The sequence below is a fragment of the Shewanella sp. KCT genome, from assembly GCF_007636505.1.
GTDB classification, from domain to species: Bacteria; Pseudomonadota; Gammaproteobacteria; order Enterobacterales; family Shewanellaceae; genus Shewanella; species Shewanella halotolerans.
The window spans coordinates 308,988-330,205 of sequence record NZ_LVDJ01000001.1 but is presented as its reverse complement, the minus strand read 5'-3'; the positions used below and the strand labels follow the sequence as shown (position 1 = coordinate 330,205).

Genomic DNA, 21,218 nt, shown 5'->3' with positions numbered 1-21,218 from the left:
CGCACCATTTTGATATGGAAAATCGCCTCAAACGGGCGAATTTGTTCACCTTTATTATCGACAGACACCACAGGGTATTGTCGATAAAAAGGTGAACATAAGCATTGACTTAGGCTGGTTTAAGATAACACTCCTGCATAGAGGTGTTGATCGCCCTTAGTACGGCATTCCTGTCTATGATGCCGACCACCCTGCCCTGGTCGATCACAGGATAGATCTTAGGCTTAGGCAACAGCATCTGCTCCGCCAAACTGATGATGGGCTCATCCTTGGTGACGGTGAGCACATCGGTGCGCATGCAGTCACTCACGTTGGCGGTGAGATCGCAGTGATAGGTACTCTTAAGCATCACGGCTAAACAATCTTGTTGCGACAAAAACCCCACTAAATGACCCTGTGCATCGACCACGGCTGCGCCTAGTTTTTTTTGTGAGAGCAGCTTCTCGACCGCGGCCGCCAGTGTCATGTCTGCCTGTAATAACACCGGCTGGCGGTCCATATAATCAACGACTTTCATCGATTCCATATTCTGACTCCTTAATCGTGTCCGCACCTTAAGTGTAATTAAGGTTGGTCTAAAAAGCCGAAGTTTTAACCAATTTTATTTATAAGCATACAAAACAAACATTTATGCAACAGACGTAAAGTTTGAAGCGGATCAAGTGCCGTCAAAAAGTGGGACATTTTGACCCATATTTTTAAATAAACTTGATCCAGCTCATAGCTATAGAAGGTGGAATGCCCCTGCGGATCACAAGGTTTATAAATGTTGACATACATCAACATTCGCGCCGAATTTGAGGCCTAAACTTAGTTACTGAATCGTGCCACTACATTTTCGCATCAAAATGAAAACAAAGGGTTAACCATGGACACACATGCCGCCTTATATCAACAAGGCCAAGCACGCCTCGAAGAGTTACGTCGCTTGGCGCCTCGTCATGCTCAGACATTGCAAGACAAGATGGAAGAGCATGGAATCACCCGCCGAGACTTTATGAAATGGAGCGCCGCTGTCACCGCTATGCTGGCGTTGCCGCTTCCCTTTAGCACACTGGTCGCTGAAGCCGCCGAGTTGGCGGACCGCGTACCACTGATCTGGTTGCACATGGCCGAATGTACTGGCTGCTCCGAATCTCTGGTGCGTGCAGACACCCCTAACCTCGACTCGCTGATCTTCGACCATGTTTCATTGGAATACCATGAAACCCTGATGGCCGCCGCCGGTTGGCAAGCCGAAGAAAACCTGGAACACGCACTGGAAACCTACAAGGGTAACTACCTGCTGGCCGTCGAGGGGGGTATCCCCACAGCAAACAACGGTGCCTTCCTCACCGTTGGCTGTAAGGGTCACACCGGCCTTGAGATCATCAAGCATGCGGCCGAAGGCGCTGCCGCCATCGTCTCTGTCGGTACCTGTGCCTCCTTCGGTGGCGTGCAGGCCGCCGCTCCTAACCCAACCGGTGCCAAGGGCGTCGATAAGGTAGTGAATAAGACAGTGGTTAACTTAGGTGGCTGCCCACCAAGTGAGAAGAACATTGTTGGCACCCTGATGTATTTCATCATGTTCGGCAAACTGCCTGCGCTGGACATGTTTAACCGTCCTAAGTGGGCCTACGGCGCACGGGTACACGATAACTGTGAACGTCGCGGCCGCTTCGATGCGGGCGAATTTGTCGAGCAGTTTGGCGATGAAGGCGCGAAAGAGGGCTACTGCCTCTATAAAGTGGGATGTAAAGGGCCTTATACCTATAACAACTGCCCCACAGAAAGATTCAATCACCACACCAGTTGGCCGGTGCTTGCAGGTCACGGATGTATGGGCTGCTCCGAGCCTAACTTCTGGGACGACATGGCCGACTTTGAAAAACCCCTTGGCAGACAGCTCCTTCACGGGCTGGACGCAACGGCCGATACCGTCGGCGCAGTGATCTTGGGTGCCACAGCTGTAGGTATCGGCGCTCATGCTGTTGCCAGCGTATTTGCCAATTCGAAGGAGGACTAATTCAATGAGCAAACGTGTAGTTATCGACCCTATCACTCGAATCGAAGGCCATCTGCGCATCGAGGTCGAAGTCGACGAAAATAATGTTGTTCAAAAAGCCTGGTCCTCCTCCACCCTTTGGCGTGGCATCGAGGTGATCCTCAAGGGACGCACTCCGATGGATGTGGGCCTTATCGTTCAACGTATCTGTGGTGTCTGTACCTATTCACACTATCGATGTGGTACCGAGGCGGTTGAGAACGCCTTAGGGGTGAAGATCCCACTGAACGCTAAATACCTGCGCTCGCTCATGCAGACCTCGCTCTATATGCATGACCACATAGTGCACTTCTATCACCTCCACGGCCTGGACTGGGTGGATGTGGTCTCTGCGCTGAGTGCCGATCCGGCCGCCGCCGCACAGGTGGCCCTGAAATATACCCACAACCCAATCGCTGCCGGCGAGGGTGAGCTGCGCGCCGTACAAGAGCGCGTCAAAGGCTTCGTCGAAACCGGTAAACTTGGCCCCTTCGCCAACGCCTACTGGGGCAACGGCACCTATAAGTTCACCCCAGAGCAAAACCTGATCGCCCTGTCGCACTACCTCAAAGCACTGGAAGTACAGCGCGTTGCGGCCGAGATGCTGGCCATCTTCGGTGGTAAGCAGCCGCATCCTCAGTCGCTGGTCGTCGGTGGTGTCACCTCGGTGCGTGACATGTTAAGCCCTGCCCGCCTGCAGGAGTGGAAACAGAAACACGCCATCGTGACCGACTTTATTCACCGCGCTTATAAGGCGGATATCGTCATGGCGGCCGAAGCCTTCGGCGGCGAGCCTAGTGTGCTCGGCGGCGTCAACGTGAAGAACTTCCTTGCGACCAACGACTTCGTCCTCGCCGACGGTCAGTACATGTTCGACCAAGGCGTGATCATGAATGGCGATCTGGCCAATGTCACCGACATCAATCCAGATCTGATCAAGGAAGATGTGAGCCACGCCTGGTATGACGCAAGCGAGCCACAGCATCCTTATGAAGGCACCACAATCCCTAACTACACAGGCTTTGTGGAGCGCGACACAGTCTACGGTAAGCTGCCGACACTGGATGGCGACGGCAAGTACAGCTGGGTGAAATCACCTCGCTATCAGGGCGAGCCAGTCGAAGTGGGTCCACTCTCTAGCCTGCTGGTCAGCTATGCCCGCGGCAACAAGGTGGTGGTCGATGCGGTGAACGGTCTGCTGGAAGCCACTGGCCTACCGGTTGAAGCCCTGTTTACCACGCTTGGCCGCACCGCGGCGCGCATGCTGCAAACCGTTATCGTGGCCGAAGAAGGCCTGAAAACCTTCGACGCCCTGATCGACAACCTGCTTGTGGATGAGGCGACCTATGTGAAGCCTGAGATCGACCCAAGCAAAGAGTATGTGGGTCACGCCATGATCGAGGCGCCGCGCGGCATGCTCAGCCACTGGATCCGCATCAAAAACGGTCTGGTGGAAAACTATCAGGCTGTGGTGCCCACCACCTGGAACGCAGGCCCTGTGGACGCCGCCGGTAAGGTAGGTCCCTATGAGGCGTCCCTATTGGGCCTCAAGCTGGAAGACCCAACCAAACCACTGGAAGTGATACGTATCATCCACTCGTTCGACCCATGTATGGCCTGTTCGGTACATGTGATGGACTATAAGGGCCAGGATCTGGGTGAGTTCCGTATCGACCCAAACGGCAATAACTAAGGAGCAACTCATGGCTACAACAAATGTACCCTATGAGAGAGCCTTTATCTTCAGCGCCGCGATCAGGATTTTCCACTGGTTGCGAGCGCTCTCCATACTGGTTCTTGTCATAACAGGCTTCTATATTGCCTGGCCGTTTTTGGTGGCGCCGAGCAGCACGGATGTGTTGGTACAAGGGTGGATAAGATTTGCCCACCTGATCTTCGGCTTCGTGCTGTGTGCCATCACGCTTGCCAGGGCCTACCTGTTCTTCTTCAGCAAGAGCGACATTGAGCGGCGTTCCTTTAAGGACGTCACCAGCATCAACAGCTGGATAGTGCAGCTTAAGTCCTATCTCTGGATGGGACACCTGGACAAGAAAGGTGTGTATGGTCCCTTGCAGTTTGTCACCTACTTTGCCGTGTCAGTGATCGCAGCGCTAATCTGCATCACAGGCTTGGCACTGTACGCCAACGTCTATCATCTCGGCCTTGGCGGCATGTTAGGCGACTTTGCTGCCTGGTTGACCGGCGCAATGGGCGGCCTGGCCCAGCTGAGGATCTGGCACCATTACTTTACTTGGGTGTTTATTATCTTTGTGGTGATCCACGTCTATATGGCGGTTTGGACCGGCATCAGATTTAAACATAATTCGGTAGATTCCATCGTCTCTGGCTATGACTACCATCCTAAGAAGCACTAAATAAGGGCGCCATGAAAATACTGTTACTCGGTATTGGTAATGTGCTGTACGCCGATGAAGGGATCGGCGTACATTTTGTCAATTACCTCCAAGAAAACTATCGCTTTAGCCATCCGTCGCATCAACTCGATGTGATGGATGGTGGCACCTTAGCCCAAGGGCTAATTCCCATTATCTGTAAATACGACTATCTTGTGGTGGTAGATACGGTCAACGCCCACGGCGTCGGACCAGGAGAGGTCTATTTTTTCGATTTCGACAAGGCTCCCAGCGAGATCGATTGGCAAGGAAGCGCACACGAGGTGGAGATGTTACAAACATTGACCATGATGGAGATGGTCGGAGACAGACCTAAAACTTTCGTACTTGGCTGCACGCCAACCGTACTCGAACCTATGACACTGGGGCTCACCCCACGTGTCGCCGCCGCCGTTCCCCTGATGGAAACGACAATACTCACCCATTTCAAGTCCCTCGGATTCGAGATCGAACGGATCAACGACTTGGCTATTGAAACGCTCATTCCAGATTCTTATAAGCGCGGTGTAACCCTAGATGAAGACAATCAAATTTGAATTTACCTGCTCACGGCAGGTGCCGCTTTACGCGCATTTATGTAACCGATACCTAAATTATGGTGAACTAAATATCCACGTCGGTTACCAGGGCGGCGCCTATTTTATCGAGGCCGAGGGCAAACAGAGCGAGCTGGAAGCTCTGGCCGATGATATCGCCCAGGATTTTCTGATCTCCGTATGGCTCACCGATTCCCGCATCGCCCTGATCGACGCGCCGACCGGCAGCAAGACCCCTTTGGCGATCCAGCCACTGGTGCAGGAGTTTTGTCAGCAGTGCGCGCCGCACTTTGGTGATAATCAGGCGCCAGAGTTTGGCCAGCTGGATCTTGCCTGCGACTGTTGCCACGGCGAGCGCCGAATTCATCAAGACTATCGCGGCCTGACCGCAGGCGACATTCAGGCCATGTATCAGCGCCTGATGACCCAGGGCGAACTCGACCTGGCAGGCGGCATTCGGCTAAGCCTGAGCCCGATTGACAACAATCCCGATGAAAGCAGTTCCAATAAAAACAGTCAGCGCCCTCGCCTGCTTATCTGTAATCCCAACACCCTCAATGCCCAGTTCCACCTCAGCGATCCTCAGGTGTTGGCGCTGTCGAGCATAGAGAAGCCTCTCATCTGCGTACGGCCCATCAAAGATCATCCAAAACTCGCCCAGCCGCTTTACGATCTCTGCTTCGCCTACAATCGTCTCTTGGTGATCCTGGCCGAGCATCTGCGACAGCACGGCACAGATTGGGTCTATTTAACCGATCCTGCCCAAGGCGAGGCGCTTGCCTATATCGACGGTCAATGGGCCGAGATCCACACGAATGCGCCAAGCAGCCTGCGCATCGACTCCCCCAAGCAGCCGCTACATGAGACTGTGCTGCTGGCGGGCAATGACACCTATTACTACGCCAGCCACAGCGATAAACAGGGCGGCCACTACCTGCTGGAACAAGGCTGTGACGTCAAGAGCCGCCACGGCGCCATGACGCCTGCTATCTTGGGCGATGATGACCTGGCCCTGTGCGCCCTGCACAGCGTGAATCTCGAGCATGGCCTTGATAAGAACAGCGCCATCATCTATCTCAGCCGTGACCATGGCGGGCAGATCTACACCTTAGATGGCAAGTGCGAGGCCGAGCGTTTCTTTGCCCTGCCCGAGCTGCCTGAAAACGGCTATGAGATCTATCATCAGCTGGAGCAGAGCCCTCAGCGCAAGGTGCTGGAGAAGTTCAAGCAGCGTTATCCCGAAGATTATCTCAGGCTGCTGGACCTTAAGCTCCCCAATGAGCGCCATAGTTTAAGCGCCCTGTGGGCGGTAGGCGCGGTGATACTCGGTCTCGAGAGCCGCTCCTTGAGCGTTGGCGATCTCAACGACGCCCTGATGGCCGCAGCCATGGCCCATCGCGGCAGCAACTCGCCGCGCATCGACTATCCGCTCACCCGCGGCGAAGCCTATCGCAGCCTCAACTGGTGTAAGACGCTGGGCAGCCTGATCAGCTTCCGTCTGGCCGACGACAGAGACAGCCAGAAACTGGCCTTTGGCATGCACGACTCCTTCGCCGACTATCTGGCGAACTGGATTGAGCATCTGGATCTCAACCTTGGGGTCAAGTCGGTGGCCCTTGCCGGTAGCGAGTGGGTTAACCCCCTACTGTGTCAGCGGGTCGCCCTGCGGGTCGGCAAGAACTTCCCGCTCAAGCACAACCAGCTGCTGGAGATCGATGGCAACAATCATGCTATCGGCGCCCTGCTGCTCAAGAAACGTAGGCTGTAGCATGTCTGCCAAACTTCAAGCGTCCATCGAGGCGACCAAGCGTGTCAGGCTGGCGGTAACGGGTATCGTTCAGGGGGTCGGCTTTCGCCCCTTCGTCTACCGCTGGGCGACTGAGCTTGGTCTGCTGGGCCTGACCTTCAACCACAGTAAAGGCGTGACGGTGGAGCTGCAGGGCAGCGATGCGGCGATTAACGCCTTTGTCGAGGCCCTGACCCAGACGCCGCCGCCACTTGCCCGCATCGACAGCCTGAGCCAGACAGCACTGCCGCTTGAAGAGTGCGACAGCTTCGAGATAGTGCACAGCCAGGCGGATGCCAAGGCGGTGGTGGCCGTCTCCAGCGACAAGAGCAGTTGCCAGGAGTGTCTCGATGAGATCATGGACCCCGGCAACCGTCACTACCAGTACCCCTTTACCAACTGCACCAACTGCGGCCCCAGATATACCCTGATCCGCGCCCTGCCCTATGACAGGCCCAACACCGCCATGGCCGAGTTCGTCATGTGTGATGCCTGTGCGGCGGCCTATCAGAATCCGCTGGACAGGCGCTACCACGCCCAGCCGGTGAGCTGCCCTAAATGCGGCCCGCAGCTCAGCCTGCTGGCACAAGATAAGCGTCTGCTTGGTGAGCGTAACGCCGCGCTGGACCTGGCCGTCGAGCTGCTGGCCCAGGGCAAGACCCTGGCTATCAAGGGGCTCGGCGGATTTCATCTGGTGTGCGATGCCACCAACGATAAGGCGGTAATGCAGCTAAGATCCCGCAAACAGAGACCGGCTAAGCCCTTCGCCGTGATGTGCGCCTCACTCAACATGGCCAAGACACTGGCCTGCGGCAGTGACGCCGAGTGGCAACTGCTGCAAAGCGCCGAGCGGCCCATCACCCTGCTGCAAAAGGCGCTCAATAAAGATGAATCCAGTCGCGATGCGCTAAGCAGCGACACCCTAAGTCCGGCCGTGGCCCCCGGTATCGACAGACTCGGGCTGTTTCTGCCCTACACGCCGCTGCATCAGTTGCTGCTCAGCAGGCTAAACCGCCCGCTCGTGGCCACCAGTGCCAACCGCAGCGGCGAGCCCATCATCACGCACGGCGAGCAGATCTTCGAGCGCCTGGGCGAGGTGGTCGATGCCGTGCTGGATCATAACCGCGAGATCCTTAACGGCTGTGACGACAGCGTGGTGCAGATGGTGGATGACAAGCTGCAGCTGATCCGTCTGGCGCGGGGCTATGCGCCGCTAACCTTGGCGCTGCCCGAGGAAGTCCCCCAAGAGACGCTGGCCGTTGGCGCCCAGCAGAAGAACAGCATCGCCTTCGGCTTCGATCACAATTTGGTGCTCAGCCCGCACATAGGTGACCTCTTCAGCCTGGAGGCGGAGCAATATTTTATCGACACCCTGGCGACCTTTAAGCGCCTGTACCAGTTCAGCCCCAAACACCTAGTGAGCGACAAGCACCCCGATTACGCCTCGACCATCTGGGCCCAGCGGCAAAAGGATGCGCAAGCCATCGCCTACACTCAGGTGCAGCACCACTACGCCCATATCCTCAGCGTCATGGCCGTCAATCAGAGAGTCGACAAGGTTTTGGGCTTCAGCTTCGATGGCACGGGCCTCGGGGATGAGCGCCAACTCTGGGGCGGCGAAGCCATGCTAGCCGATATCTCAGGTTTCAAGCGCGTCGCCCACCTGAGTCCCATGGCGCTGATCGGCAGCGAGCAGGCGATTAAAGATCCCCGCCGCATCATGCTGGCACTGTTGTTCGCGCGCTACTCGCCAGATGAAATTAAGGCGCTGCCACTGGCATCGCTTGAGGGACTGCCAGCAAGCCTCATCGGCAACCTGCATACCCTGTGGCAGAAAGGCGTCGCGACCCAGATGACCAGCTCCATCGGCCGTCTGTTTGATGCCACCGCCTGCCTACTGGGCCTGATACAGACCACCCAGTTTGAGGGTCAGGCCGGCATGTTGATCGAGGCCAAGGCCAATGAGGTCAGCGAGGCCCAGTTAGAAAGCGAGCTCGCGGCGGCGGATCTGGCCTTTAGCCTGAGTGAGAAAAACGGCGTATGGCAACTAGAAGCCCTCTGGGCGCAGATGGTGGATGCCCTGCTCAAATGGCAGCACAAACCCGAAGGCATAAGCCTTATCGCCCGCGGCTTCATGAACGCGCTGGCCCAGGCGGTCACCGACTGCGCCAGCAAGCATAGCGGCTTAGATGTGGCGCTCTGCGGCGGCGTATTTCAAAACCGCTATCTACTCAGCGAGACACGTAAACGCCTAGAGATGGCTAAGATTAAGGTGCTCGATTCGCACCAGGTACCGGTTAACGATGGCGGCATTGCCCTGGGGCAACTCTGGTACGCCATACACAAACATTAACTCGGCTTAAGCCGCGCCCTAAATCGCCCTGCGATAAGCGCTTGAGCCAATTTGATTAACAGGATTTTGCCTAAAACTGACCCGGGTCAATGAAGTCACCGGGCCCCTAGCGCAAAATGGCATTAACGCCTTAGATTTTTTGGAGTTCATTATGTGTAAAGACTGCGGCTGCTCTATCACTCGAGATCATGATCACCATGATCACGACCATCACCACAGCCATGAACATGATCACGAGCATAGCCACGCGCACGGTCATGAGCACAGCCACGGGCATCATCACGACCACGGCACCCTGCGTAGCAATCCCCAGCTCAACGACAAGAAGACACTGTCTGTCATCCATAAGATCCTCGATAAAAACGATCACGAAGCGGCCCACAACCGTGCCCACTTCGAGGCCCACAATATCACCGCCTTCAACCTGATGAGCAGCCCTGGCAGCGGCAAGACCACACTGCTAGAGCATCTCAAGGAGTACACAGAGCTTAACTATGGCGTGGTCGAAGGCGATCTTGAGACCTCCCGTGACGCCGACCGCCTCATCGCCAAGGGCATTCCCGCCTTCCAGATCCAAACCGGCTCCGCCTGTCACCTGGACGCCTTCATGGTGCACGATGCCCTACATCATGTGGATCTGGCGGCCCTGGATATCTGCTTCGTGGAGAACGTCGGCAACCTGGTCTGCCCCGCCTCTTACGATGTGGGCACCCACTTCAACATAGTGCTGGTGTCTGTACCCGAAGGCGACGACAAGATAGAGAAATACCCGGTAATGTTCCGCAAGGCAGATCTGGTATTGATCACCAAGGCCGACCTGTTGCCCCACTTCGATTTCAGCGTCGAGGAAGCCAAGGCCCAAGTGAAACGCCTTAACCCAGAGGCCGAAGTGATCACCACCTCCATCAAGGATGGCGACAGCATGCGCGCCGTGGTCGACTGGCTAAACACCCACAGGAGCCAGTAACCATGTGCCTATCCATCCCCTCAAGAATTGTAGCACTCCACCCCGAGGAGCAGGCCGTAACGGTCGAGACCCTGGGGGTGAAGCGCAAGGTCAGCAGCCATCTGATGGAGGAGCCACTGGCCCTCGACGACTATGTGCTGATCCATATCGGCTTCGTGATGAACAAGATAGACAAGGCAGACGCCGAGCAGAGCCTGGCCCTGTATCAGGAGATCGTCGCCAAGATGAATGAGCAGGAGGCCCAGGCATGATAGCGCTCAAGCAGCTATATCAGGGCTTTAGAGATCCTGAAACCATACACAACTTGGCTAAGGAGATCGCCCTGCACGCCGCCAAGCATGAGGGCAACATCTACATCATGGAGGTGTGCGGCGGTCATACCCATACCATCATGAAATATGGCCTTAACCAGCTGTTGCCAGACAACATCGAATTTGTTCACGGTCCCGGCTGCCCCGTGTGTGTCATGCCGAAAGAGCGCATCGACCACGCCGCCATCCTGGCCTCTCAGCCCGGTGTGATCCTGGTGACCCTCGGGGATATGATCCGCGTACCCGGCTCAAAAGGCAGCCTGGCCGAATTCAGGGCCAAGGGCTGCGATATCCGCCCGCTCTACGATCCCATGGACGCCCTGACCATTGCCAAGGAGAACCCGGATAAACAGGTGATCTTCTTCGCCATAGGGTTTGAGACCTCAACCCCCATGACCGCCGTGCTTATCGAGCAGGCCGAGCAACAAGGGCTAGATAACCTACTGTTTCATATCAACCATGTGCTGGTGCCACCTGCCATAGACGCTGTGATGGCCGATCCCCAGGCCAAGGTGAATGCCTTTATCGGCCCGGCTCACGTGAGCGTGATCGCCGGCGCCAAGCTCTACCGCCCCGCCGAGACCCAATACGGCACCCCAGTGGTGGTATCTGGGTTTGAGCCTGTGGATGTGATGGAATCTATCCTGCGCATCGTCAAACAGAAGGTCGAAGGCGTCGCCGAACTCGACGTTCAGTACAGCCGCGCCGTGAGCGAGGAAGGCAACGTGCACGCCCAGCAAAAGGTCAATCAGTACCTCACCGTCAGGCCGCATTTTCGCTGGCGCGGTCTGGGACCGCTGAATGAGTCGGCGCTGATGCTAAGGCCCGAATATGCCCACCGCGACGCCGAGGTGATCTATCGCGACAAGCTGGACGTGGCCGATATCGACGATCACAAGGCCTGCCAGTGCGGCGACATCTTAAGAGGCATCGCCAAGCCGAAAGACTGTAAGGTCTTCGGTCGCGGCTGCACCCCAGAGACGCCCCTCGGTAGCTGCATGGTCAGCTCGGAAGGCGCCTGCAACGCCTATTACCGGTATAACGGAGTCTAATCATGGCCGACAACGAAAAAACCGTACAACTCAGTCACGGCGGTGGCGGCAAGGAGATGAACCGGCTGATCAAGTCGATCTTCTTCAAGGCCTTCAACAACCCGATTTTGGCGAGTGAAGAAGACGCCGCCCTGCTCCACTTCGAAGGTCAAGCCGCCTTCACCACAGACTCCTTCACCGTCTCGCCGCTATTTTTTGCCGGTGGCAACATAGGCAAACTCGCCATCGCGGGCACGGTCAACGATCTGGCCATGATGGGAGCCGAACCCCAATACCTGAGCTGCAGCTTCATCATAGAAGAAGGCTTTGCCATCAAGGATCTGAAAACCATCGTCGATAGCATGGCCGAGGAGCTACACAAGAGCGGCACCCGTATCGTCTGCGGCGATACCAAAGTCGTGCCTAAGGGCTGCGCCGATGGCCTGTTTATCAACACCTCCGGGGTCGGCCGCGTATTGAAGCCGCAGATCTCGGTGAAAAATCTGCAAGCCGGTGATGCCATTATCGTCTCAGGCGATATCGGCCGTCACGGCGCCGCCATCTTGATGGCCCGCGAGGGACTCACCCTGGAATCTGAGCTGGTCAGCGACTGCGCCAACCTCTGGCCCGTGGTCGAGCAGTTGATCGCCTGCAACATAGAGGTACACGCCATGCGCGACGCTACCCGTGGTGGCCTGGCTGCTGTGCTTAATGAATGGGCCAGCGCCTCAAACGTTGGCATTAATGTGGAAGAGAGCAAGATCCCCGTGTGTGACGAGGTAAAAGGCTTATGTGAGCTCTATGGCTTCGAGCCCCACGACCTGGCCAACGAAGGCACCTTTATTCTGGCGGTGCCGGGTGAAATCGCCGACGGTGCACTGGAGATCATCCAACGCTACGGCCACTGCCAGCAGGCGGCCATCATAGGTCATGTGGAAGAGACTCATCCGGGTAAAGTGGTCCTCAAGACCCCATGGGGCAGCAGCCGCTACCTCGATCTGCCCCAGGGTGAACTGCTGCCAAGGATCTGTTAATGCACGAGTATTCGATTGTCACCGCCCTGCTGGAACAGTGTGAACAGCATGCCATCGCCAATCAGGCGAGCAGGATCACTAAGGTGGTGATAAAGATCGGCGTCCTCAGCGGCGTCGAACCCGCCCTATTGGCGACCGCGTTTGAAACCTTCAAGCTAGAGGGACGCGCCAGAGAGGCGAAGCTGGAGATTCTACATCAGGAATTGGTGCTCGAGTGCCAGGCTTGCCAAAGCACTCATACCATCAAGGAACGAAGTGTCATTTGTCCTAGTTGTCACAGCTATGAGACCCGTATCATCGAAGGGGAAGAATTGCTGCTGATGCAACTAGAGCTGGAAACCGATGAATAAAACCAAACATAAATGGAGTATTACAATGAAAAAAGCCTTACTGTTACTCGCTAGCCTTCTTCCTGCGGCGGCCTGGGCACACCCAGGGCACAACGGCATAGGTCTGTTCCACCACCTCAACGACCTACTCCCCATCATCGCCCTGGTGATCATCGTCGCCGGCGTGATGCTGTGGAAGAAACGCTCTTAAACCAAGCGTTACCCTAAGCGTGAAGATAGCGTTAGACTCCCCAGAGTCTAGCGCTATCTTGCGTCATCCGAACTAGTCTCAATGATTAATTAGCTGGCTTTAGACAGGTTCGCTTCTTAGTCACTCGACGCCCTCAGTAAACCGCCAGCCTCCACTATTTTGAGCAATAAAACTCAACCATAGTTAAAGTCATTTTTAACAAGAATATGTAAACCGTCGAATAAAGGTATTGGCTTGTTGGCTTGTATCATTTGCCTGCGTAGGTTTTCCTTCGCGGACGGCAGCGTTGACCTCCATGATTTTGAATTGCCTGCGGCAGGCTTATGTGCAAACACATTTGTGACACGGTGAGTGAAGCCTAGCTTCGTGCATACGAACGAGAGGCATGGATGCCGAACTGGCCGTTAGACAAGGATGTTGTACGAGCACTTCCATGTGAGCTCTACCTCGACATCTGACTTCCAGGGAAGGAGGGAAAGCCAAGAAATGCCGGGAACATTTTTGGCCTTGCCTCGGAAGGTCACAAATGTGTTTACACCAGTATCTATCGTCTCTTCGATTTGACATTACTGGACAGCCTAGCTTTAAAAAATCCTTGGACATTTTCGAGTTAAAGCCTTAACTCTAACCTGTCAGTTTCGAATAAAAATTTTTATGAGATAACGCCCATTCATTAATGCGTTTGTTATGTGTTTTTTTGTCCCAAATGTTTTTACCTGTTTTGACTTTGTATATCAGGTGAATACCAGAAAGTACCATAACTAGACCAGCCAAAGCCCAGAGGTAATCCCCCTCAATCAAACCCATAACTACACCGAACACCCCAATAATAAAAACAAAAATTTGTCCAAACACTCTGATTTCCTTATCTATATTTGTTTATCAACATTTCAATTTGGTTGTTTTATGCACCTGATTCACGAAACACATAACGCTTGCCTAACCGGCGCAAAATAGCAGGCTATAATTAGCGACGAAGGAGCGCAAGCCTGCTGTTTTGCGTCCTTTGGTTTAGGCACTTGTTATGTGTATTTTAAACTGAACCAAATATTTCTAATTTATTGGTATCAAGATCGAAAATTGATAAAATCTCAGATTTAACTGAATAAATAAGTTTGCCCCCCTCTTTGAGCATGACTTTTCCCAGTAACTGATTGAACAACCACTCCCTAGGCATAGATTCAGCAATAATCGAGTCTTGAACCAATATGTCACATTTATAAATTTTTTGAGCTAGTTGGAAAGTATTCAATTTATGATGACACTCAATTATGCAAGTGACTCCTTTTCGCTTCCAAGTTTTTTCAATATGAACCCATTCGTTTATGAAGCCAGCGGATTTAAACTTTTCTATGGCATCAAACACTTCTGCTTTAGGCAACTCAACATATTTTTCAGCAACCTCAAAACCATGTTTGAGAATTTTCTCGAAAGCTAAATACTTTTCATCATCTGAGTGAATGAAACATCCTAAATCTTGTGAGATATTAGCATAGGCAATCGCAGAATCTTTTCCCAGGCTAAACTCAGTTTCTACTGGTAACTTAGAGCAATTTATAACTAGTCTTGAAAATTTGCTACGAAAGTTAAGTGGGTATAAGAGCCTTTCAATGAAATGAACCATAGATCTAGAATTCACAATTACAGTTTTTTGTTCTTCTTCGGTGTACGTACTATCTAAAACTAATTGGATATCCCAAAATCGAGTCATTCTCACAATTTTCCCAATACACATAACGCTTATTAGCGAGAATGCCGCCTATGTAAATCACTTTCTACTAATGTACATCGCGACAAATTTTTTTAAATATCTGAAATTTATATCAACAACCGCATTACATAACAAGGAGAAATAAGCAGCCGAAAACAAAGCGAGACTTGGCTTATTTGAGAGAAAGGGCGAGACCTCTACCACTCCCTATTAAATGGCTGATGCTCATTTTTCTACTAAAATTAATCAATTAGTTACGAATTTTCAAAAAACAAAGCGAGAACCGCAAGATTACATAGTAGGAAGCGAAAGAGGCCCTTTCTTGCAAAATCCCATTATCCCCGTATAGATGCGCAGTCTAGCGAGTAGAGTTTGGCAACCTGCCGAACACTCATCTAGTCCTCCTACTCACATCAAATGAAGCCAAATCAAAGAGACGTAGAACACCCGGTGCAAATACGTCGTTCCTTCACATCCCTGTGATCACGACATTGGTACTTCCAGGAGGTTTGTCAGTAGATTTTGAGTAGGCGAGCGCCCCTCCTGCCTGTGCGCATCCGAGCAATTGACTTAATAAAGCAACGGGCTTGTTAAGCAGCCAAATAAAGTGTCGGCTAGGCGACACTTTATTTATTAGTTGCTTTTTGACAAATGACTCAAACGACTTTAGTCGACTTGCTAGCCTTGATGTTTTTCAAGCCAGCATGTATCAGGCACCTTCTATGAGGGATTGGTGTTGAAGATGAAAAGCACTTCACCGTTTCCGGAGTTTCCTGCATAGGAAGTCGGGGCCTTGCTGTCCGTCCTGGTTGAAGGCATCGCGTAACTACCGCCCCCGCCTCCGCCATAGCATCGGTAATCATCCCCACCAGAAGCGTCCGTGCCATATACGGTACCACTGCCGCCGCCACCATAGCCGCCGCCACCACCGCCACCGCCGCAGGTGGCCGGGTTGCCGCCCTCACCACCTTTGCCAGCATTGACCGCCAGATTGGGACCAGCGTTTATCCAGCCCTTTGATCCTTCAGAACCCGAACCTCCCGACGCTCCGCCGAATCCCTGATACCCGCCATTATGGCCATCGCCCCCGCAGGCCACGCCTTCCGTGCAATCGGTTCCGCCCCCGCCCATGCCGTTGGTATTGGTGAACCAAGACCCATCCAAAGATGGCAGGCCATCGTAAAAGGCGTTTGCGCCTACGCCGGTTGCCGATTTGCCAACTTGGCTTGAATACGCGAAGCCACCGTTGCCACCGCCGCCACCTTGCATGGATCCGCTGTAGAAGGCGCTGCCCTCGCCGCCACCACCACCACCGCCGGCGATCAGAACAATCTCATTGTGCGGCAGGGAGCCGTCCGGCTCAAAGCTTGTCACGATCGTGGCAGCGCCTCCGGCCCCTCCGCTGCTATCGTGACTTCCCGCTTGCCCCAAGTAGTAGTAGAAAATCGCGTTGCCGAAAATATTTCCATACTCGGTGCCTGTGGTTACCATCTGTGCAAAGCCTCCTTTACCGCCTTCTCCCGACCCGCCACCTACTGAATTGTTAGTGCCGTTACCTCCTCCGGCACCGATAGCCTGTATCCATAAGGTTGTATTCTCATCTATGGCGCTGTTGAGGGGACTTGCCTGGGTTGCAATGTTGGTCCAGAAAACCGCTTGATTACAGCTGGTATTTAGGCTGCAAACCACCTGGTTTGAATTGCCGGGGGCAAGAGAACAGGTTGCATCGCAGTCCTCGATAGCGTACGAAACCGCTCCACCCAGTTCGAAATTTGTCACTGCGGTGTGCATTTGGCCCACATCGTCCATGACGGTGAGCGTCGCCTGGTAGTTCCCCGAAACGTCTTTGACACCATTGGTTGAGGCGGTATCGGCGTAGGGGTGGACTTTGAGCGGCCCCCGGTTAGGCCCGCCCTGAATGGTAACCGGCCCATAGACGGTTTCGCCCGTATCCAGGTTTTTTACTGTGTAAGTATGAGCAACCAGTTTTCTCTCACCGCCTGCAACGGAAAAACTTCCATCGAGTTCCATTCGGCCGGGCACGTTAGACGATTCCATTGCCGTAAGTCGCGCAGTCGGACCGTTTTCACTACCGTCACAGCCCTGCAGTGCGCCCATGGAGCAGGCCAGCACTATGAGTGCCGGTTTCGATGAATGGGCGAAATTCCTCAACCCTGTGTACAGACGATGGATCCGGCTTAAAAAAGCTGGTGATAAAGACATTCGGTTTCCCCTTGAGCTTCCTTTTTCCTGGGCGTTGTAACGATTTAGCATCGGCAAGGAAGGATTGATTTGGTCATTTCCACAAATGGCCTTTTTTGCCAAAAAATGAGTCAATCCAAGTTCCTTTTGTGCGACTAACTAAAAAGCCCCAGTGTAAGTCAATAATTTAATTGAAAATAAATGTGCGAAATACAGAGTTTTCCTTGGATTTCATCAAGGATGACCGCGTAACCTTGGTGCACAGGCAAACTGAATACCACGAATTCACCGCCAAAGAAAACAAAATTGCAACATATGTACACTTCTGCTCTTTCGCATTCCTATGTTCACATCCCTCTGATCAGGACATTAGTGCTTCCATGTACAACACCAGACGGGCAGGCGATTGATTACCATGAAGATACGGCCTTCAACTCCACCATGTAGACACGAATGCAGGCATACGCTGGACTGACAATTAACAAAATGAGCGCCGAAATCGCTCACTAATTCACCACCAACAAACACCACCTCAACCCCCACCTCAGCCCCCAAACCGCTTATCAAAAACAATGCCAACTCCCCCACTTCCCATTCAAACAGAGTCAAAAAATAGATCCTTTGCTAATAAAATGACAGCGTCATTTTTACATACATAAGCAAGCACTTAATAAATTTTAAACCATTAAATACAAATAGTTACACAGCAGAGCAATACACAGGAAAGCGGCAAAACATTGACAGTTTATTTCCTAAAAAAAGCGGCGTATAGTGCGTTTCTAATTTAGTGACACCAGGGTGAAAATCATGTTCCGCTTTACAATTTATTCCATCGTGGCCTATGCCTTCTGGCTGACCTTTGTCGACGTATCAAACTATTTGGGTGCGGAGGAAGAAGATGGCTGGCTGTCGACCATCAAGAGCGAGTGGGCCAGCTTTAAAAATGATGAGCCGCCGCTGAATGCTAACTATCTCAGCAACCAGGTCACTGATTGTCAGGCGAGCAACTCTTGCTATGAGCCGAGTGAGCCACTGGGTGAATAAACTCAAGTTAAGAATTTAAAGCGACAAACCTAAGGTGAACAACCTCAGCCTAACACGCGCTAAGTTTGCACCTTGCCATTACATCTTGGGACGACACTTTCACCCCGCGGCGCATGCCAGAGTCATCCCAAGATGTCTGCTTTTGAATTAAAAGCCCGATTCATATCCAGATTTAAAGCCCAGTTCTTAGCCAGTGGCACACCAGTTCTAAATCAAGTTTTAAACCTTAGCTCTCTCCCAGATGCACTGTCAGGATCAATCCAGAAAAATTCCCGCCAGGGTAAAGGCGCTCACTAGGGCGAAGAAGATCCACTGAAACAGGGAGCGAAATGCGCCCTTTATCTCCGCAAAGTATCCTATGTAGATCTGCCAGATGGCAAACAGCACGAAGTTCAGCGCGATAAACAGCAGCAGGCCATAGCTTTGCATGTTTGAGACCATGGAGAAGGAACAGGCCAACAGCACCAGCGCCGAGAGCACCAGAAATACCGAGATGTAATGAAACACGCAGTGCATGACAGATTTGGCGATGGGATCGAAATCCGCCTCAAGCATAGGGGTTAAGAAACGTTTTTTCCCCAGGGTAAAATGGCCGACGCAGGTCAAGATGGCAATGATGCCGGCGATGAGAAAATAGATGTTCATCGAGTCTCCATGAAAACGGGCGAGTAAAGATCACTCCTACCTAGACCAGTCTAGTCGATTCCCTGTTTCATGCATGATCGAAAAAGAGTGCGCCAGCGCACTCTTTTGTTGAAATTTGGTCTGTGACAGAAGCGCTTACATGGTCGCCATGATCCAGTAGTCCAGACGCTCCTGTGGGTTAGCCATCAGCTTCTGACAAGGGCCCTTGTAGCGGTTCATCAGGCTACCCAGGTTGTGATTGCTCGGCAGGCTGGCCTTCTGCTCGGCGACGGTGGCCGCTAGCTGCTGTTCCACCTTATCGGCGTCCTGATATTTCTTCGCCAGCGTCACGGCATCTGCGCCAGACTGCTTTAATCTTTCGCCCACAGGCTTCATCTGCGGCGCATTCATGCCTGAAATGGTCTCTGAGGCGATTTGGTAATAGGCGGCGCACTCCAGCACCTCTTTGTTAAATGCCAATTCGGCTTCTGAGGGGGCGGCAACGGCGCTATTGGCCATGAGGGCGAATAGCGAAAGTGTAAGAGTCTTGCGCATCAATACTGTCCTTGAGCAATGAGTTTGAACCATTTCTACTTTAGATGTCACTGAATATCAAGGTTATAGCCTAAAAATTCTTGCTCCAGCTGGAAGCCGAGTGACTCATACAGGGCCTGGGCCTGATGGTTATCTTTATGGGTTTCGAGAAAGATCGAGGCGATCCCCTTGGCCTTGGCATAATCGATGGCGGTCGTCATCAATCGCCGCCCTACCCCTACACAGCGGGCATGCTGGGTGACATAGAGGTCGCTCAGGATAAGGTTGGCGCGGGCATGGATAGAGCTGAAACTGGGATAGAGCTGACAAAAGCCCAGGCCATTGCCCTGGGCATCTAACATCAAGAAGATCACCGCATCCTTGCGAGCCAGTCGGGCATTGATAAACTTGTTGGCCAGGTCAATATCGCTCGCCTGACCATAGAACTGACGATATTCGTTAAACAGACCCGCGACAACGGCCGCATCTTCCAAACTAGCCCTGCGTAATTCTCCCGACATTTATCCTCCCTGATATTATGGTTAATTTATTGGTTTTCTAGATACTGACGCATTCGAAACTTAAGGTTTTGTTTCACGCTTGGCCACTCTGAGGCGATGATGGAGTAGACCACAGTGTCCCTTATGGTGCCGTCTTTCAAAATGCGATGATTGCGCAGTACGCCATCTTGCTTGGCGCCTAGGCGGGTGATCGCCTCACGGGAGCGTTGATTGTGCCAGTGGGTACGAAATTCTACCGCAATCACATCTAAGGTCTCGAAGGCATAGGTGAGCAGCAGGAGTTTACACTCGCTGTTGACCCCGGTGCGCTGGGCGCTCTTGGCATACCAGGTATGGCCTATCTCTATGCGTCTGTGGGTCTGATCCCATGACATCAGGCGGGTACAGCCAACAATCTGCCCCGAGTGCCTGTCTCTGACGGCAAAGGCCAAGGCCTCACCGCGCTGCTCGCTGGCCAGGGCCTGCTCGACATAGGTCTTCATCTCATCGGGATGCGGCGCCGAGGTGTACCAGAGGTTCCACAGCTCGCCGTCGCTTACCGCGATGGACAAGGCGGGAATATGCTCCTCCTGCAGCGGCTCTAACACCACACGCTCACCACTTAAACAGCCTCTCAATGCGTCCTGACTCATGTTGATGCTCCAATGGGTTTGTTATAACAAAGCCATATGACCGATAGATGAAATTGCCTGTCTAGCCTGCGGCCCTGTTTACTCGCGATGACCTTTTTACAAGACAGCTTTTTACAAGACTGCTTTTTACAAGACTGCTTTTACAAGACTGTGACCAGATAGTTTCTGAGTTTGTTTACAAGCTAGATCACGAGATTGCTAATACACACGCTAACAAAATAGCCAATTTAATTAAAGTGTTATCTTGTAAAGTAATACCTCGTCGCCCTCGCCCCAGGCAATAAGCTCCTGACACTCGAAGCCGAGCTTCTCAAGCAGTGCCCGCGAGGGGCCATTATGTTCTTTCACTATGGCCAGCAGGCTGCTGAGCCCGAGCGCCTTAGCATGGGCAAGCACGGCGCGGCTGGCCTCGACCGCATAGCCCTTACCCAAAAATTCCGGCAACAGGGCATAGCCAAGGTCGATACCAGGCAGCTGCTCTCGATTCACCAGCCCGGCCACGCCGACGGGCTCGCCACTTTGCCTGAGCTCGATGCAGTACATGCCATAGCCATGTTCCTGATAGCTGTTGATCGGCCCCTCGATGAGGTGGTTTTCCGCCTGGACCAGGGTGCGCACGCCGCGATCGCCTATGTTATCGAGAAAGCCCTGACTGTTGAGCAGGGTCAGCATAAAGGGGGCGTCTTTTACTGTCATTTCACGTAAGACGAGACGCTCTGTTTCTAGGGTAAGCAATTCATTCTCCTAGGGGCTGTTTATCTTTCAGGTTTAATTTCTGTTCAATCTAAACGCGTTTTGCTCGCGGCGTGGGGCAAAGAAGCATAGTTGCGCTATGTGAATTGCACACAACAAAGAGCAGGATGCGTTTAGATGAACCCGTTGGGCAGCATTTGTAGGCCATTTCTACCTCGTTCTCGTCAGCTTATGTAGAACAACTACACTACACTGACTCCGC

General features: G+C 53.1%; 23 protein-coding genes. 13 read left to right on the top strand and 10 right to left on the bottom strand.

The annotated features are described in order from the left end of the window. Positions 1–109: 109 nt before the first annotated feature. Positions 110–526: a CBS domain-containing protein gene (locus tag AYI87_RS01525; protein WP_144199000.1), complete on the bottom strand. Its 417-nt coding sequence runs from the start codon at positions 524–526 to the stop codon at positions 110–112. A gap of 342 nt (positions 527–868) precedes the next feature. Here AYI87_RS01525 and hyaA point away from each other — a divergent pair, with 342 nt between their 5' ends. From hyaA to AYI87_RS21165, 12 genes are all read left to right on the top strand, one after another. Next, complete coding sequence (gene hyaA, locus AYI87_RS01520; protein WP_144198998.1) at positions 869–2,005, top strand: nickel-dependent hydrogenase small subunit; 1,137 nt, start codon at positions 869–871, stop codon at positions 2,003–2,005. A 4-nt stretch (positions 2,006–2,009) separates the two neighbouring features. Beyond that, positions 2,010–3,716, top strand: a complete 1,707-nt coding sequence (gene hyaB / locus AYI87_RS01515) for a nickel-dependent hydrogenase large subunit (protein ID WP_144198996.1) — start codon at positions 2,010–2,012, stop codon at positions 3,714–3,716. 10 nt (positions 3,717–3,726) lie between these two features. Next, positions 3,727–4,398: a Ni/Fe-hydrogenase, b-type cytochrome subunit gene (gene cybH / locus AYI87_RS01510; protein ID WP_144198994.1), complete on the top strand. Its 672-nt coding sequence runs from the start codon at positions 3,727–3,729 to the stop codon at positions 4,396–4,398. A gap of 11 nt (positions 4,399–4,409) precedes the next feature. Next, positions 4,410–4,973 (top strand): HyaD/HybD family hydrogenase maturation endopeptidase, encoded by a 564-nt coding sequence (locus tag AYI87_RS01505; RefSeq protein WP_144198992.1) that lies wholly within the window; start codon positions 4,410–4,412, stop codon positions 4,971–4,973. Continuing rightward, positions 4,954–6,741 (top strand): NiFe hydrogenase, encoded by a 1,788-nt coding sequence (locus AYI87_RS01500; protein ID WP_144198990.1) that lies wholly within the window; start codon positions 4,954–4,956, stop codon positions 6,739–6,741. Before AYI87_RS01505 ends, AYI87_RS01500 begins: the two co-directional genes overlap by 20 nt. Position 6,742: 1 nt before the next feature. After that, a complete protein-coding gene (gene hypF / locus AYI87_RS01495; protein WP_186300528.1) occupies positions 6,743–9,112 on the top strand; it encodes a carbamoyltransferase HypF in 2,370 nt (789 codons plus the stop codon). Between the two features lie 151 nt (positions 9,113–9,263). Beyond that, entirely contained in the window at positions 9,264–10,079 is an 816-nt protein-coding gene (hypB, locus tag AYI87_RS01490; RefSeq protein ID WP_144198988.1) for a hydrogenase nickel incorporation protein HypB, read from the top strand. A 2-nt stretch (positions 10,080–10,081) separates the two neighbouring features. Continuing rightward, on the top strand, positions 10,082–10,330 hold the full coding sequence (locus AYI87_RS01485) for a HypC/HybG/HupF family hydrogenase formation chaperone (protein ID WP_144198986.1): 249 nt from the start codon (positions 10,082–10,084) through the stop codon (positions 10,328–10,330). Continuing rightward, a complete protein-coding gene (hypD, locus tag AYI87_RS01480) occupies positions 10,327–11,442 on the top strand; it encodes a hydrogenase formation protein HypD (RefSeq protein WP_144198984.1) in 1,116 nt (371 codons plus the stop codon). Before AYI87_RS01485 ends, hypD begins: the two co-directional genes overlap by 4 nt. Positions 11,443–11,444: 2 nt before the next feature. Next, positions 11,445–12,455: a hydrogenase expression/formation protein HypE gene (hypE, locus tag AYI87_RS01475; protein WP_144198982.1), complete on the top strand. Its 1,011-nt coding sequence runs from the start codon at positions 11,445–11,447 to the stop codon at positions 12,453–12,455. Beyond that, on the top strand, positions 12,455–12,805 hold the full coding sequence (hypA, locus tag AYI87_RS01470) for a hydrogenase maturation nickel metallochaperone HypA (RefSeq protein ID WP_144198980.1): 351 nt from the start codon (positions 12,455–12,457) through the stop codon (positions 12,803–12,805). Before hypE ends, hypA begins: the two co-directional genes overlap by 1 nt. Positions 12,806–12,830: 25 nt before the next feature. Continuing rightward, positions 12,831–12,995: a hypothetical protein gene (locus AYI87_RS21165; RefSeq protein WP_011865552.1), complete on the top strand. Its 165-nt coding sequence runs from the start codon at positions 12,831–12,833 to the stop codon at positions 12,993–12,995. A gap of 624 nt (positions 12,996–13,619) precedes the next feature. On the opposite strand, the gene AYI87_RS01465 is transcribed toward AYI87_RS21165, so the two are convergent. From AYI87_RS01465 to AYI87_RS01450, 4 genes are all read right to left on the bottom strand, one after another. Beyond that, complete coding sequence (locus AYI87_RS01465; protein ID WP_144198978.1) at positions 13,620–13,850, bottom strand: hypothetical protein; 231 nt, start codon at positions 13,848–13,850, stop codon at positions 13,620–13,622. Between the two features lie 178 nt (positions 13,851–14,028). Further along, positions 14,029–14,706, bottom strand: a complete 678-nt coding sequence (locus tag AYI87_RS01460; RefSeq protein WP_144198976.1) for a hypothetical protein — start codon at positions 14,704–14,706, stop codon at positions 14,029–14,031. 720 nt (positions 14,707–15,426) lie between these two features. Beyond that, positions 15,427–17,043: a hypothetical protein gene (locus tag AYI87_RS01455; protein ID WP_144198974.1), complete on the bottom strand. Its 1,617-nt coding sequence runs from the start codon at positions 17,041–17,043 to the stop codon at positions 15,427–15,429. Positions 17,044–17,277: 234 nt separating this feature from the next. Then, a complete protein-coding gene (locus tag AYI87_RS01450; RefSeq protein WP_144198972.1) occupies positions 17,278–17,517 on the bottom strand; it encodes a hypothetical protein in 240 nt (79 codons plus the stop codon). A 198-nt stretch (positions 17,518–17,715) separates the two neighbouring features. Between AYI87_RS01450 and AYI87_RS01445 the strand changes: the two genes are divergently transcribed. Then, the gene (locus AYI87_RS01445) at positions 17,716–17,952 is read left to right on the top strand and encodes a hypothetical protein (RefSeq protein ID WP_144198970.1); all 237 of its coding nucleotides are present in this window, start codon (positions 17,716–17,718) and stop codon (positions 17,950–17,952) included. A gap of 255 nt (positions 17,953–18,207) precedes the next feature. On the opposite strand, the gene AYI87_RS01440 is transcribed toward AYI87_RS01445, so the two are convergent. The 5 genes from AYI87_RS01440 to AYI87_RS01420 all read right to left on the bottom strand — a co-directional run bounded on the left by AYI87_RS01440 (position 18,208) and on the right by AYI87_RS01420 (position 20,998). Continuing rightward, positions 18,208–18,597, bottom strand: coding sequence for a hypothetical protein (locus AYI87_RS01440; RefSeq protein ID WP_144198968.1), 390 nt, complete (start codon positions 18,595–18,597; stop codon positions 18,208–18,210). A gap of 135 nt (positions 18,598–18,732) precedes the next feature. After that, positions 18,733–19,131, bottom strand: a complete 399-nt coding sequence (locus AYI87_RS01435; RefSeq protein WP_144198966.1) for a hypothetical protein — start codon at positions 19,129–19,131, stop codon at positions 18,733–18,735. Positions 19,132–19,178: 47 nt separating this feature from the next. After that, positions 19,179–19,631 carry a GNAT family N-acetyltransferase gene (locus AYI87_RS01430; protein ID WP_011865544.1) on the bottom strand — a complete coding sequence of 151 codons (453 nt, stop codon included), beginning with the start codon at positions 19,629–19,631 and terminating at the stop codon, positions 19,179–19,181. Between the two features lie 26 nt (positions 19,632–19,657). Beyond that, a complete protein-coding gene (locus AYI87_RS01425) occupies positions 19,658–20,263 on the bottom strand; it encodes a GNAT family N-acetyltransferase (protein ID WP_144198964.1) in 606 nt (201 codons plus the stop codon). A 231-nt stretch (positions 20,264–20,494) separates the two neighbouring features. Next, the gene (locus tag AYI87_RS01420; protein WP_144198962.1) at positions 20,495–20,998 is read right to left on the bottom strand and encodes a GNAT family N-acetyltransferase; all 504 of its coding nucleotides are present in this window, start codon (positions 20,996–20,998) and stop codon (positions 20,495–20,497) included. Positions 20,999–21,218: the final 220 nt, after the last annotated feature.

Excerpts from the sequence above, each read along its gene's own strand:
- AYI87_RS01525 (WP_144199000.1), bottom strand. The coding sequence starts at position 526 with ATGGAATCGATGAAAGTCGTTGATTATATGGACCGCCAGCCGGTGTTA.
- hyaA (WP_144198998.1), top strand. The coding sequence starts at position 869 with ATGGACACACATGCCGCCTTATATCAACAAGGCCAAGCACGCCTCGAA.
- hyaB (WP_144198996.1), top strand. The coding sequence starts at position 2,010 with ATGAGCAAACGTGTAGTTATCGACCCTATCACTCGAATCGAAGGCCAT.
- cybH (WP_144198994.1), top strand. The coding sequence starts at position 3,727 with ATGGCTACAACAAATGTACCCTATGAGAGAGCCTTTATCTTCAGCGCC.
- AYI87_RS01505 (WP_144198992.1), top strand. The coding sequence starts at position 4,410 with ATGAAAATACTGTTACTCGGTATTGGTAATGTGCTGTACGCCGATGAA.
- AYI87_RS01500 (WP_144198990.1), top strand. The coding sequence starts at position 4,954 with ATGAAGACAATCAAATTTGAATTTACCTGCTCACGGCAGGTGCCGCTT.
- hypF (WP_186300528.1), top strand. The coding sequence starts at position 6,743 with ATGTCTGCCAAACTTCAAGCGTCCATCGAGGCGACCAAGCGTGTCAGG.
- hypB (WP_144198988.1), top strand. The coding sequence starts at position 9,264 with ATGTGTAAAGACTGCGGCTGCTCTATCACTCGAGATCATGATCACCAT.
- AYI87_RS01485 (WP_144198986.1), top strand. The coding sequence starts at position 10,082 with ATGTGCCTATCCATCCCCTCAAGAATTGTAGCACTCCACCCCGAGGAG.
- hypD (WP_144198984.1), top strand. The coding sequence starts at position 10,327 with ATGATAGCGCTCAAGCAGCTATATCAGGGCTTTAGAGATCCTGAAACC.
- hypE (WP_144198982.1), top strand. The coding sequence starts at position 11,445 with ATGGCCGACAACGAAAAAACCGTACAACTCAGTCACGGCGGTGGCGGC.
- hypA (WP_144198980.1), top strand. The coding sequence starts at position 12,455 with ATGCACGAGTATTCGATTGTCACCGCCCTGCTGGAACAGTGTGAACAG.
- AYI87_RS21165 (WP_011865552.1), top strand. The coding sequence starts at position 12,831 with ATGAAAAAAGCCTTACTGTTACTCGCTAGCCTTCTTCCTGCGGCGGCC.
- AYI87_RS01460 (WP_144198976.1), bottom strand. The coding sequence starts at position 14,706 with ATGACTCGATTTTGGGATATCCAATTAGTTTTAGATAGTACGTACACC.
- AYI87_RS01445 (WP_144198970.1), top strand. The coding sequence starts at position 17,716 with ATGTTCCGCTTTACAATTTATTCCATCGTGGCCTATGCCTTCTGGCTG.
- AYI87_RS01440 (WP_144198968.1), bottom strand. The coding sequence starts at position 18,597 with ATGAACATCTATTTTCTCATCGCCGGCATCATTGCCATCTTGACCTGC.
- AYI87_RS01435 (WP_144198966.1), bottom strand. The coding sequence starts at position 19,131 with ATGCGCAAGACTCTTACACTTTCGCTATTCGCCCTCATGGCCAATAGC.
- AYI87_RS01430 (WP_011865544.1), bottom strand. The coding sequence starts at position 19,631 with ATGTCGGGAGAATTACGCAGGGCTAGTTTGGAAGATGCGGCCGTTGTC.
- AYI87_RS01425 (WP_144198964.1), bottom strand. The coding sequence starts at position 20,263 with ATGAGTCAGGACGCATTGAGAGGCTGTTTAAGTGGTGAGCGTGTGGTG.